General features: G+C 61.0%; 14 protein-coding genes. 6 read left to right on the top strand and 8 right to left on the bottom strand.

The features are described from left to right. The first annotated feature begins 22 nt into the window (after nucleotides 1–22). On the top strand, nucleotides 23–424 hold the full coding sequence (locus QF118_RS07795; protein WP_282302063.1) for a hypothetical protein: 402 nt from the start codon (nucleotides 23–25) through the stop codon (nucleotides 422–424). A gap of 114 nt (nucleotides 425–538) precedes the next feature. Here the strand turns inward: QF118_RS07795 and QF118_RS07790 are convergent, their stop codons facing one another. The 5 genes from QF118_RS07790 to QF118_RS07770 all read right to left on the bottom strand — a co-directional run bounded on the left by QF118_RS07790 (nucleotide 539) and on the right by QF118_RS07770 (nucleotide 4,837). Continuing rightward, nucleotides 539–1,222 carry a DUF1194 domain-containing protein gene (locus QF118_RS07790; RefSeq protein ID WP_282302062.1) on the bottom strand — a complete coding sequence of 228 codons (684 nt, stop codon included), beginning with the start codon at nucleotides 1,220–1,222 and terminating at the stop codon, nucleotides 539–541. Beyond that, nucleotides 1,219–1,950, bottom strand: a complete 732-nt coding sequence (locus QF118_RS07785) for a DUF1194 domain-containing protein (RefSeq protein ID WP_282302061.1) — start codon at nucleotides 1,948–1,950, stop codon at nucleotides 1,219–1,221. The genes QF118_RS07790 and QF118_RS07785 overlap by 4 nt, the downstream gene beginning before the upstream one ends. After that, entirely contained in the window at nucleotides 1,917–2,345 is a 429-nt protein-coding gene (locus QF118_RS07780; RefSeq protein WP_282302060.1) for a VOC family protein, read from the bottom strand. The genes QF118_RS07785 and QF118_RS07780 overlap by 34 nt, the downstream gene beginning before the upstream one ends. Before the next feature lie 69 nt (nucleotides 2,346–2,414). After that, nucleotides 2,415–3,761 carry a surface lipoprotein assembly modifier gene (locus tag QF118_RS07775; RefSeq protein ID WP_282302059.1) on the bottom strand — a complete coding sequence of 449 codons (1,347 nt, stop codon included), beginning with the start codon at nucleotides 3,759–3,761 and terminating at the stop codon, nucleotides 2,415–2,417. Between the two features lie 53 nt (nucleotides 3,762–3,814). Next, entirely contained in the window at nucleotides 3,815–4,837 is a 1,023-nt protein-coding gene (locus QF118_RS07770) for a hypothetical protein (protein ID WP_282302058.1), read from the bottom strand. A 204-nt stretch (nucleotides 4,838–5,041) separates the two neighbouring features. Here QF118_RS07770 and QF118_RS07765 point away from each other — a divergent pair, with 204 nt between their 5' ends. The 4 genes from QF118_RS07765 to parE all read left to right on the top strand — a co-directional run bounded on the left by QF118_RS07765 (nucleotide 5,042) and on the right by parE (nucleotide 10,594). Beyond that, complete coding sequence (locus tag QF118_RS07765; RefSeq protein ID WP_282302057.1) at nucleotides 5,042–5,833, top strand: thymidylate synthase; 792 nt, start codon at nucleotides 5,042–5,044, stop codon at nucleotides 5,831–5,833. Next, on the top strand, nucleotides 5,830–6,354 hold the full coding sequence (locus QF118_RS07760; RefSeq protein ID WP_282302056.1) for a dihydrofolate reductase: 525 nt from the start codon (nucleotides 5,830–5,832) through the stop codon (nucleotides 6,352–6,354). The genes QF118_RS07765 and QF118_RS07760 overlap by 4 nt, the downstream gene beginning before the upstream one ends. An 18-nt stretch (nucleotides 6,355–6,372) precedes the next feature. Then, nucleotides 6,373–7,821 (top strand): hypothetical protein, encoded by a 1,449-nt coding sequence (locus QF118_RS07755; RefSeq protein WP_282302055.1) that lies wholly within the window; start codon nucleotides 6,373–6,375, stop codon nucleotides 7,819–7,821. Between the two features lie 814 nt (nucleotides 7,822–8,635). Further along, the gene (gene parE / locus QF118_RS07750) at nucleotides 8,636–10,594 is read left to right on the top strand and encodes a DNA topoisomerase IV subunit B (RefSeq protein ID WP_282302054.1); all 1,959 of its coding nucleotides are present in this window, start codon (nucleotides 8,636–8,638) and stop codon (nucleotides 10,592–10,594) included. A 105-nt stretch (nucleotides 10,595–10,699) separates the two neighbouring features. Here the strand turns inward: parE and QF118_RS07745 are convergent, their stop codons facing one another. Further along, the gene (locus tag QF118_RS07745) at nucleotides 10,700–10,897 is read right to left on the bottom strand and encodes a CsbD family protein (protein WP_282302053.1); all 198 of its coding nucleotides are present in this window, start codon (nucleotides 10,895–10,897) and stop codon (nucleotides 10,700–10,702) included. Between the two features lie 198 nt (nucleotides 10,898–11,095). Between QF118_RS07745 and QF118_RS07740 the strand changes: the two genes are divergently transcribed. Then, entirely contained in the window at nucleotides 11,096–11,719 is a 624-nt protein-coding gene (locus QF118_RS07740; RefSeq protein WP_317133902.1) for a hypothetical protein, read from the top strand. On the opposite strand, the gene QF118_RS07735 is transcribed toward QF118_RS07740, so the two are convergent. Beyond that, nucleotides 11,716–12,126 carry a L,D-transpeptidase gene (locus QF118_RS07735; RefSeq protein ID WP_282302051.1) on the bottom strand — a complete coding sequence of 137 codons (411 nt, stop codon included), beginning with the start codon at nucleotides 12,124–12,126 and terminating at the stop codon, nucleotides 11,716–11,718. The two genes, QF118_RS07740 and QF118_RS07735, sit on opposite strands and share 4 nt — an antisense overlap. After that, nucleotides 12,123–12,521, bottom strand: a complete 399-nt coding sequence (locus tag QF118_RS07730; RefSeq protein WP_282302050.1) for a c-type cytochrome — start codon at nucleotides 12,519–12,521, stop codon at nucleotides 12,123–12,125. The genes QF118_RS07735 and QF118_RS07730 overlap by 4 nt, the downstream gene beginning before the upstream one ends. Between the last annotated feature and the right edge of the window lie 60 nt (nucleotides 12,522–12,581).

The following is a 12,581-nucleotide window of genomic DNA, read 5'->3' as shown; positions in this document are numbered from 1 at the left end:
TTCCCCCAGTCATAGGTGCCCCATGTCCGACGCTCTGCCCCAGTTCTACTTTCGCGTCCGTGACAACGGCGCCATGGTCTTTCGCGTCGACACGGAAAACCGCCAGCGCCGGATCGAACTGGACCAGATCGCCGTGATCAACTTGAACAAGGGCGACATCAAACCGCACGGCGAACACGTCCTGACCCCCGAAGAAATCACCGAGATCACCAACTGGATGACCGCCCGCAAGGAAACGCTGGCAACGCGCGAAATCGACGACATCCACCGCACCGTCGACCACCTGAACCTGACGGCGCAATGGGCACAAAGCCGCGCCAGCGACGACCAGCTGGACGCGGTGACCGACGCCTTGCTGCTAGCCATGCACGACCTGCGGCTGGTCCTGGTGCGCAAAAAGGCCGACCGCCTGCTCAAGGGCTGATCCGCCCTTCCACGGACCCCGTCCCGGACGTCTACGCGCTCAACCAGTTTTTTTGTGCCCAAAATATCCCGGGGAGTCGCAGCTTGCTGCGACGGGGCAGCGCCCCATCCCGCCTCAGCGCCCTGACAGCACCATGACCTGCAATTCGCGCTTCAGCTTGCGCACCATGGCCGCCTCGAAAGCCTCGAACCCCTGCGCGGTCTCGACAAAGGCCTGATCGCCCTCGATCACGTAAGCGCGGAAATAGGCCACCAATTCACCCAACCCCGGCGCCGCGCGCCCCGGCGTCTCCGGCGTGCCGATGACCAGCGCGTTGATCGTGATGCCGCCCGGGCGCACATCCTGCGGCCTTGGCCCGGTGTTGCTCTGCCCGTCGCCCGACAGGTCCAGCACCTGCCGCCAGCACCCGGGCTGCTGCGCCAGCAACGCCGCCCCATGCGCCTTGGCCGCGCCAATCGCCGTCGAGGGATCCAGCGGAACCCGCGCCACCGCGCGCAGCCGCGCCGCAATCCCGGCCAGAACCGCCCCATCCGTCACCGCCGTCCAGTCCAGCAACCCGCGCTGCGCCGCGGCGCCGCTCCATTCGAACACCGCCAGCGACACCGGCGCCTGCGGCATCGCCAGAAAGGCCGCCGCCACCTCGGGGTTTTCCAGCGCATTCGCCAGCCCGTCCAGCTGCAACCGGTACTCCCGCGCGTCGACCGACCCCGACACATCCAGCCCCAGCGCCAGCGCCTGCCGGCACTCGGCCACCGCCTGCCCCGCCCACAGCGCACAGATCACCGCCAGGACCCTCATCCCGGCCCCCGTCCGCCGGGCAATCCGCCGACCACGCGATCCTCGATCTCGCGGTACAGCTTGCGCTCCATCGCGCGCTGAAACCCGGCATAGCCCTCGGCGGTCTCGACAAAGGCGCCCGGCCCGTGTTGCAGAAAAAACTCGTAGTGATCCAGAACATCCGGGTCCGCGCCCAGCACCGCCAGCCCGTTCACCGTCACCCCGTCAAAGGGAAAGTGCCGATAGGCCAGCTCGGGGCCAAAGCCGTCGTTGGTGATCCCGTCGCCCGACACGTCTATCACCCGCCGGTCGCACTGCGGCGCGCGGCCCATCATCGTCGCGCCATAGCCCAAGGCATAGCCCAGGGCCGTCGGAAACCGCGTGAACGACCGGCGCGCCCCGCGCAGCCGCTCCGCCGCTGCCAGAACATCCGCCTCGGATCGCAACACCGTCCAGTCCAGCACCACGCTGGACTGCCGCCGCCCGCTCCATTCATAGACGCCCAGCGCAACCGCGCCGCCGCCACCCTGCAGGATCGCCTGCATCACATCGGGCGCGGTCAGCGCCGCCGCCGTGCCATCGCGCTGCAGGGCATATTCCGCCGCATCCACCGACGACGACACATCCAGCGCCAACAGCAGCGCCAACCGGCAATGGCTTTGCGCGCCTGCCACCCCGGGCAGCAGGCACAGCACAGCCAATAGCCGGACAAGCCTTACCAATGGCCCGTGTTCTGCATCGACAGCCAAGGTTCGGCCGGGGTCAGCGCCTCGCCCTCCTGCAACAACTCGATGGATACATTGTCGGGCGAGCGCACAAAGGCCATGCGCCCGTCGCGCGGCGGCCGGTTGATCACCACGCCGTTGTCCTGCAAATGCTGGCACATTTCGTAGATGTTGGGCACCGAATAGGCCAGGTGCCCAAAATGTCGCGAATCCGACGGCAGCCCGTCGTCGCCATCCCAGTTATAGGTCAGCTCGACAGGGCATTCTTCCTGCCCCTCGGGCGCCATGAAGATCAGCGAAAAGCGACCCGCCTCGCTGTCCATGCGCCGGGTCTGCTTCAACCCCAGCAATTCATAGAACTTGATCGATGCGTCCAGGTCTTTCACCCGAACCATCGTGTGCAGATATCGAATGCCCATGATCTCTCCCAACAGCGGCGAGGCCGGGCAAAACTTTCGGTGAAAATTCTACCCGCAGCCAGTTCCCGATCAGAATACCGACTTGAGGCCCAGCCGCAAATCGGTGCTCTGCGTTTCGTACAGCGAATAGTTGGAGCTTCTGTCCCGGAAGGAAAGCCCGATCTCGGGGGCAAAGCCGAAATAATCGACCTTGGGCAACAGCACATCCACCGACATGGCCCATTCCTTGTCTTCGCGCGGATCGACCCAGAACCCGAACGGCGACTGGTCAAACCGGACATCCTCGTAACTCAGCGACAGGCGCGGCAGCATCCCCAGGACGGGCTTGCCCATCTGGTAGCCCAGCGTCGCGCGCGCGGTTTCGCGCGCCACCAGCCGCGATTGCGACCGCGTGTCCGACTGCTCCAGATCCAGCGTCAGCGCGCCCATGGCAAAGGGATGCGACAGGCTTGCGCCGATCGACCTGGTCGTGGAACTGCGCGTTGCCAGATCATGGCGGGTTTCATCCTCGTAGCCCAGGCGCAGACCGCCCTGCCAGCGCCCCAATAGCTTTCGCTGATAGGCCGCGTTCACCATCACGGCATCCGAGCTTGGCATACCGCCCGCCCAATAGCGCGCCACCGCAACCTCGCCCTTGGCCAACCAGTCCCCGCCGTCGCCCATGCGTTCATACCCCAGCGAAAGCCCCAGCCGGTCGCGGCTGTAATCCTCGTTGCGGATTGTCGGCACCTTGGCCTTGGCGCTGGTGGAAAACTGCACCCGCTCGATCCCGCCAAAGGCGCCCAGGTTCACGCGGCTGCGCTGGCTTAGCGGGATGCGATAGGTAAACTGCACATCCGCGCCATAGCGCATCCCCGACAGCGGCACCGCCGCTGGGTTTTCAAATGTCAGACCGGCAAAGGTGAATTCATTGGTCTTGGGCGCGCCGTTCAGGTTGTCCGAAGGTTCGGCAAAGACGCTGGCCTTCAGCCGCCAGGGCGTTGTCTTGCGCACAAAGCGGAAATCGCGCACGGCCACGGCGCGCAGATCGTCATCCGGGGCCACCTGCGCCGCATAGCGCAGCCAGTATTGCGCAATCCCCTTGTCCCCGTCCGAGGCCCGCGCCTGCGCCGTCACCAGCGCGGCAAAGAACCTGTCCTTGTCATTTTCCGCCGCAGCCCGCGCCGCCGCAGCCGCCTTCCGCGCATCCTTGAAACGGCCCAGATCGCGCAGCGCGCGGCTTTTCAGAACCAGAGCGGGAACATCGCCGGGCGCGCCCTGCAGCACCCCCTCGGCCAGCATCAGCGCCTCGCGCGGGCGGCCCATCTGCAACAGGCGCCCCGCCACGTCGCGCGCTTCGTCCAGGCTCAGCCGGGTTTCAGCCTGCGCCGCGCCCGGCCCGACACCAGGGCCCGACAACACAAGGACACAGGCCATCAGGCAGCAGGCAATCCCCCGCCTGATCACGGTGCGAAAGGCGACCACCTGCCCTACCGTTCGGCGACAAAGCCGCCGACTTCGCGGACTTGGACAAAGACATAATCACCCGTGGTTTCGTCAATTCCGATTGCGCCGGAACCCTCCATCACCACGATCCCGGCGACTTCTTCGCCATTGGGGCCAGCGAACAAACCTTCCCAAGTCCCTGCAACGGTTGTTGTCCCGCCGCCAAGGCCGCCCAGATTGTTGGGATCCGTCGTCGGTTGCGGGCCGCCGACAACCGATGCGTCCGAAGATCCGATCGTCCAGTTGTCAAAGTTGATTTCCGCGGTGGACAGGGTGATGAATTCGCCCGTCCCGTTCAGATCGTCGATCAAAACGCCGTTGTTGTCGAAAAAGGTCCGGTCGGCGATATAGCCTTCGACCGCGCCGGTGGTGTCGAAATCCTCGACATCCACGCGAATGCGCACCGTGCCGGCGACATACTGCATTTCCGACCCGGTATCGGGGTCGATGATCGTGCGCACCGCCGCGTATTCGCCATCGAAGATATAGGACTGATCGGCGTTGGGCAGCGCACCGTTGCCCTTCAGCCGCTGCGCCGCGACGCCGCCGAACCCGAAGGTCACATAGTTGTCCGTGCCCGCAGCCGTCACCCGGCTATACCCCGAGTCGGTCTGCCGGAAGACCGCATAATACCGGTTGGACCCGCCCACGTTGCGGTAGGCATCAAAGCTGGACCCGGCATTGCGGAACGAGGTCGAAACCGTGGCGTCGCGCGCATACAGGTTGTCGTCGCCGTCAAAGGGCATGTTGTTCAACACCAACTCGCCGGTGGCGGTGTCGAACTCCACGTCGTTCATCGTCAACAGGTCGTTCGCCTCGGTGCCATAGACATCCGGACCGCTGTTGTCGGTCGAACCTTCTTCGTCGACGTTGTCCGGCACCTCTTCGTCAACCAAAGGCTGCGTTCCCGTGCCGATTCCGTCATCGTTCCCGGAATCGTTTGGGTTGCCACCCGTACAGGCGGCAAGAACGCTTGCCAACGCAAGCGCGAGTATAATGCGATTCATTTGACTGCCTCAGGTCTTGCCCGTTTTTATATTTTGCAGCCAGACTGCGCACTTGCCCCCCGCTTGTCAATTCCCGCCCCACCCGCGCCGCAATTTCCCCCGATGTGAGGCAATTGCGCCTCTACCCCATATCGCCCTCCCCATCAGGCACCCCACCAGATATAGTCGCATCCGACTCATCTTGTGGCACCGGAAAGGCAAGTCATGCAGCAATACCACGACGCCCTGCGCACCGTTCTCGACCACGGCACCCCCTCGACCGACCGCACCGGCACCGGCACCACCTCTTACTTCGGGCTTCAGGCGCGTTACCCGCTGGCCGATGGCTTCCCGCTTGTCACCACCAAGAAACTCCACCTCAAATCCATCGTCCACGAACTGCTGTGGTTCCTCGCCGGCGACACCAACATCGCCTACCTCAAACAGAACGGAGTCTCGATCTGGGACGAATGGGCCGACGAAAACGGCGACCTCGGCCCGGTCTACGGCCACCAATGGCGCCACTGGCCCGGCCACCACGGCACCATCGACCAGATCGAAACCCTGCTCGACCAGATCAAGACCACCCCCGACAGCCGCCGCATGATCGTTTCCGCCTGGAACCCGGCGGATGTGCCCGACATGGCCCTGCCGCCCTGCCACACCCTCTGGCAGGTCCGCATCCTGGGCGGCAAACTGCACCTGCAACTCTACCAGCGCAGCGCCGACATGTTCCTTGGCGTGCCCTTCAACATCGCCTCTTACGCGCTGCTCGCCCACATGCTGGCCCATGTCACCGGCTACGAACCCGGCGATTTCGTCCACTCCATCGGCGACGCGCATATCTACTCCAACCACATGGATCAGGTCCGCGAACAGCTTTCGCGCAGCCCGCGCCCCCTGCCCCGCCTCACGATCAAGCGCACCGTCCCCTCGCTCTTCGACTTCCGCTATGACGACTTTGCCTTTGACGGCTACGACCCTCTGCCCGCGATCAAGGCGCCGGTGGCCGTATGATCACCCTCATCGCCGCCCGCGCCCGCAACGCCGCCATCGGCCGCGCCGGGGATATCCCCTGGCACGCGCCCGAAGACCTCGCCATGTTCAAACGCGAAACCCTGGGCGGCGCGCTGATCATGGGCCGCAAAACGTGGGAGAGCCTGCCCGTCAAACCGCTCAAATCCCGCCTCAACGTGGTCGTCACCTCGAACCCCGGTTTGTGCGACCACACCGCCCCCGACATCGCCACCGCCCTGCGCCTGTGCCACGACCAGGGCTATTTCCGCATCTACGGCATCGGCGGCCAAAGCATCTATCAGGCCCTCCTGCCCTTGGCCCACCGCATGCTGATCACCGAAGTCGATTTGGTGATCGAAAAGGCAGACGCCTTCTTTCCGGAATTTGATGAGCAAGACTGGCGCGAGATCGGCAATCAGGGGTTGCGAGAGCAAGAGCCACGGTGTGTAGTGAGGGAGTTGGTGAGGGGGGCGAATTTTTCGCAAACCGAGTGCTCCGTTTGCACATCCGGCCTACTGTGAAAAAAGGGAAGAAAGAGCATGTCATACTTCGCTACAGAGTTTCGCGTTAGGGCTGACATTACTCAAGCAAAGTTTGCTGCTCTGGCAATCGCTTGGGCTCGCGGAATGAAAAACTCAGAACTCTTCAGCTCAGATTATGCTGAAGACATGTCTTCTGATCACGCCTTAATAATGTCAGAAAGCGGAGAAACGTTCGCCTTGAAAAAGTGCCTTACCAAAAGTGGTTTCGTTGAAGGCGCTCGCTATGAGAGAACTGATGCAGACGGCCTATTATGGCGAAGCGAAATTGTTTTAACCAACAAGGGGTCAGCGGCCGCGTTGAGAGTAAAGGCGCAATGCCTTTCGACGACAGGAAACTCACGTCCGAAAATGCCCAAGAAACCATACTTCGTAAAAATGGCAATAGACGACGGTTGGACTGTGGATGACGGTGCAATTCCTCTTGCAGACTACGCGCACTCGGCACTTGCACTTGGATCCGATTTCGTTTCCCAGGCTTTGTTGCATGGGGGGGACAATATCCTCCCAATAATCTATCTCTCCGCCCCCTTCCAAACCTCTGGACTCAACCCAGATGACATTTCTCGATACGCTTTTCAAATGGGAGGGGTGGCTCATATTGTTGTCGAGCCAGACAGAGATTTTTCGTCTGAATTGATGGAGAAGACCGGCGGCCGAAATCCGTACGGAGGGACGATGGCCCTGATCTCGCCATCAAATGGCGTTATCACTAGGCTTTACAAAGGCGGCAAGTTCTCTTCAGACCAGGACGTACTTCAAGCGATGTGCCTCAAGGCCACCGATTTCATATCGAGCAAACAAGCAGTTTTCGGATGGGACTGGAATGATCTTCTGGAGGAAACAGCAAGGCAACTCAGAGATCGAGTATCGGACTCCTCAGAAGAGCACGATACTTGGCAAACTCTGGTCCAAGATCAATTAAAAGAAAAAGACGAGGAAATTTTGAGATTGCGAAGATCTGTTGAAGAACTTCAATCGGTCATATTGGACACTTCAAACGAAGATGGAAACATCATTAGTCCAGAGTTTTCCAAAGTTGCAGGAAAGGAAATCTACCGGAACGAGTTTTCCGACAGAATCAGATTCGCGCTTAGCTGTGTAACACAATCAGGCGCTCCCGATCTAGATGAACGTACACTATCTGTTGCCTCCAAATTCTTGCGAACTACCCAATACAGCGGAGGAGCGAAGTCGATGATTTCCAGAATAAAAAATTGTGGCAATGATAGTGGAAAAGCGGATGCTCGCCTCATCCAAATTCTAGAAGAAATTGGTTTCACTAAGAGAATTGATGGCGGGCACCCGGTACTAACCCCGGACCCTTCCTTAGAAGGATTGAAACCGCAAACATTCTCAAATTCACCTAGCGACCACAGGGCTGGGAAGAACAAGGCCTCTCAGATTATCAAAGGCTTGCACCTTAGAAAATTGGATTGTGACGAATGAAGAAGGCAAGTCACGAAAAGCGGTATCAAAGGTTTTGAGGCAGGATGCGCCTGGCAGCAGGAGGTGGAAAATGTTATATCCAAGCTCAAGGTAGCGAACCGCGTAGCAGCACAACACACCCGGCAAAGCCGAGAACCATCAACCTTTTGACGAAGTAGTCGAAAAACCGCCTCGAATTTTTTCCGGTCAAAGCCAGTTTTAACAGCAAAAAAAGCGGGAAAAACGCTATTGAGATGGATGAAAACGCCCCAGGCGAGACTGCCTGCCGTCCACTTAGCAACCAAAAGCGGAACATTTGACGAAAACCATTCTTGCCCGGGGCTGACGCCCCGCGCCAAGGGTCGTGGCAGGTGCTGCACGACAAAATCGCAGACGCCGGTGCAGGGGCTTGCCGCCGTCCCGGACAAGGCCCTCGCTGTGTGGGCTGGTGATCTTTTCGTGGGGCGAAAAGACACCCCTGCCCACAGGGAGCGTTTGATGGGACAAACGCACCCTAAACGCACCCTGAACGCACCTTCTTAACCCTTATCCTCCGATTTTAACGAAAAACCCCATGCGGGTTTTGCAATCTGTACCGAACCCGGCCAAAATCCTACTAAACGGGGCACAGCTCTGATCCGGGGCCCCATGGCGGGCCGGGCAATCTGTACCGAACCGGGGGGTGTTTTGTACCAATAAACCGCAAAAACCCCGGCTCAACGGCCAACGAACGACCTGTTATCGTCAGTGTACGTTGGCTCAATCCAATCTTTCCCCTCCTCGTCCGCTCTGCCATAATGCCCCAAACCCTCAGAAGAACAAAAAGGGCACGAGCATGGCCGACGACCTCCTGCATGTCACAGAAACCAAAGCTTATGATGCCTCCTCGATCGAGGTTCTCGAAGGTCTCGAACCGGTGCGCAAACGCCCCGGCATGTATATCGGTGGCACCGACGAACGCGCCCTGCACCATCTGGTGGCCGAGGTTCTCGACAACTCGATGGACGAGGCCGTCGCCGGCCACGCCAACCGCATCGAGATCACGCTATTTGCCGATTATGCCGTTGAAATCAAAGACAACGGGCGCGGCATCCCGATTGATCCGCACCCCAAGTTTCCCGGCAAATCCGCGCTCGAAGTCATCCTGTGCACCCTGCACGCGGGCGGCAAGTTCAGCGGCGATGCCTATGAAACCTCGGGCGGTCTGCACGGGGTCGGCGCCTCGGTCGTGAACGCGCTCAGCGACTTCATGGTCGTGCAGGTCGCCAAGAACAAGGAACTCTACGAACAGCGATTCTCTCGCGGCATCCCCCTTGGCCCCGTCGCCAAGGTCGGCGCCGCCCCGAATCGCCGCGGCACCACAGTCACCTTCCACGCCGACGAAGAAATCTTTGGACATCATAGGTTTAAGCCCGCCCGCCTGTTCAAGATGGTGCGTTCAAAGGCCTATCTTTTCTCGGGCGTCGAGATTCGCTGGAAGTCCGAGATCGACGACAAGGAAACCCCCTGCGAGGCCACCTTTCACTTTCCCGGCGGACTGGCGGACTACCTGACAGAAACCCTAGGTAAATCAAGCACCTACGCCGAAAAACCCTTTGCCGGTGTGGTCGATTTCAAGGAAAAGTTCAGCGTCCCCGGCAAGGTCGAGTGGGCCATCAACTGGACCCCCTCGCGCGACGGTTTCATCCAGTCCTACTGTAATACCGTCCCGACGCCCGAGGGCGGCACCCACGAGGCCGGTTTCTGGTCCGCGATTCTCAAGGGCATCCGCGCCTATGGCGAGCTGGTCAACAACAAGAAAGCCGCGCAAATCACCCGCGACGACCTGATCACCGGCGGCTGCGCGCTGGTGTCCTGTTTCATCCGCGAACCGGAATTCGTCGGCCAGACCAAGGACCGCCTGGCCACGACCGAAGCGCAGCGTCTGGTCGAAAACTCGGTCCGCGACCATTTCGACAACTGGCTGGCCTCGGACACCAAATCCGCTGGCGCGATCCTTGATTTCCTTGTGCTGCGGGCCGAAGAACGCCTGCGCCGCCGCCAGGAAAAGGAAACCGCCCGCAAGTCCGCCACCAAGAAACTGCGCCTGCCCGGCAAGCTGACCGATTGTACCGCCAAATCCCGCGAAGGCACCGAGTTGTTCATCGTCGAGGGCGACTCGGCCGGTGGATCGGCCAAGGGCGCGCGCTTCCGCGAGACGCAGGCGCTGCTGCCGCTCAAGGGCAAGATCCTGAACGTGCTGGGCGCGGCCTCGAACAAACTGTCGTCCAACGCCGAAATCCGTGACCTTTGCGAAGCCCTGGGCGTCGGCGTCGGCACCAAGTTCAATCTGGACGACCTGCGTTACGAAAAGATCATCATCATGACCGACGCGGACGTCGACGGCGCCCACATCGCGGCGCTGCTGATGACCTTTTTCTTTACCCAGATGCGGCCGCTGATCGACAATGGCCACCTGTACCTGGCCTGCCCGCCGCTGTACCGGCTGACGCAGGGCGCGCGTCGGATCTATGTCGCCGACGACGCCGCAAAAGACGCAGCTATGGCCAAGGGTCTGGGCGGCAAGGGGAAAATAGACGTGCAACGGTTCAAGGGTCTGGGTGAAATGGATGCCAAGGACCTGAAGGAAACCACCATGGACCCGGCGACCCGCACCCTGATCCGCGTGACGATCGACGAGGACGAGCCCGGCGAAACCGGCGATCTGGTCGAACGTCTGATGGGTAAAAAGCCCGAGCTGCGCTTTCAATACATTCAGGAAAACGCGCGGTTTGTCGAAGAACTGGACGTCTAGGACCGCATGGCTTGGTGGCGCGCTGCACCCCGCCATAAGCCCAATTCTTGAAACACGAAAAAGCGGCCCCGAAGGGCCGCGTTACTCGTCAACGGACAGGGCAGGTCAAAGTTTGGCGACCCACAGGTCGAATTCGCGCTCTGCCTCTTCGCGGGTCTTGCCGTATTTTTCCTGGATCTTGCCGACCAGCTGATCGCGTTCGCCGCGGGCCTCCATGACTTCGTCGTCGGTCAGCTCGCCCCATTCTTCGCGGGCCTTGCCAACCAGTTGGGTCCATTTGCCTTTGACTTGGTCCATATTCATGGCGTGTCCTCCGTTTGCTGTCTGTCTTCATCACACCAACCGCCGAACGGGTCATAGGGTTGCATGAAAAGTGAAATAAATTTTGGGTCCCGGCCTAATCCGCTTGCCTCTGGCGGCCTCCCGCGCTTCCCTGCGGTCATGCGCCTTGTCCTGATTTGCCTCCTTTTCCTGTCCGCTTGCGGGCGTCCCCTGACGCCCATGGAAACCGCCTATCTCAAGGCGCTTCAGGGCGATCAGATCGACACGCAGAAAATCCGCGTGGTGGATGGGCATTTTGCGGGGTCCTACGTCTACACCATCCCGGTGCGGCCCCGGACAACCTGCCAGGAACGCATCTGGCCGCCCCTGGAAAAGGAAAGGACGGTCGAGGTGTCCCCCGCCGCCAGCGTGATCTACAACACCATGCTGTTCCGCGAGGACCTGTACCGCGATGACCTGATGGAGGGGTGGCCAACCAAGATCGACCTGGCGCAGGCCATGCTGCTGGCACATGAAAGCGTGCATGTCTGGCAATGGCAGAACCGCGACCGCACGGGCTATACTCCGCTCAAGGCCTTGTCGGAACACACCGCCAGCGCCGACCCCTACCTGTTCGATCCCGACAAGACGGCGGATTTCCTCAGCTATGGCTATGAACAGCAGGGCAGCATCGTCGAGGAATACGTCTGTTGCCGCCTGCTTGATCCGGCGGCCCCGCGCACCGCGCGGCTGCGCGCGATGATCGCGCAGCACATGCCGGTGGACGGCTTGGACAGGGTGCTGGGTCAGGGCACCGTCAGGCTGCCCTGGGCAGGGGTCCAGACCGAAGGCATCTGCCGCTAGGGTTTGATCACGACGCGCGTCTCGCTCATCCCGACGGATTTGACCTGTTCGTACAGAGCCTGCGCATTTTCAGGGGCAAGCCGCACACAGCCAGCCGAGGCGGGCGTACCCAACTGGTCGACATGCGTTGTGCCATGAATGGCGAAATTGCCGGTAAAAAAGATCGTCCAGGGCATCGGCGCATAATCGTACAGCGTCGAATAATGCATGCGCTTCATCAGGTAGGGGGTAAAACTGCCGACCGGAGTGAACTTGCCCGCGCGCGCGGTCGACACAGGCCAGACATGCAGGACATCCACGCCCGTTGATACCGTCATCTGCTGGTCGGACAGGTCAACGGTGATGCGCAGGGCTTCGGCGCTGACCTGCCCGGCCATCAGCAGCAAAAAGAACAGCAGGCGGGTCATTCGAGCCGCTGGATTTCCCGCAGGTAGGCGACCAGATCAACCACCGGCTGAGATGTCAGCACAGGCTGGCCCGACGGCGCCTTGACCGGCACGTCAAAGGCCCCTTCGAAAAAGTCGCCATAAACCGGCATGGGCGATCCGTGGCTGACCAGGGGCTCGCGCCCGTCGATGCGCATGACCACCCGCTCCAGCGGAAAGGTGCCGCCGTTCTGGACGCTCAGCTCGGTCAGATTGACCGGTTTGACCAACAGCACGCCCGCCATCGGCCCGTCGCCTCGCCCTTCCAGCCCATGGCAGGTGGCGCAATGGGTATGATACTGCGCCCGCCCGATATCGGCGTCCTGCGCAGCGGCAGGGGCTGCGGCCAACAAGGCCAGGAAAAGAATTCTGTTCATCTGTCTGTTCTCCGGTTTCCCGATAGGAACAGTGCCACAGGCGGGGATCCCCGGCCTTGA

The organism is Tropicibacter oceani, assembly GCF_029958925.1.
Lineage (GTDB): Bacteria > Pseudomonadota > Alphaproteobacteria > Rhodobacterales > Rhodobacteraceae > Pacificoceanicola > Pacificoceanicola oceani.
The sequence above is the reverse complement of the archived record's forward strand: the minus strand, read 5'-3'. Positions and strand labels throughout refer to the sequence as shown.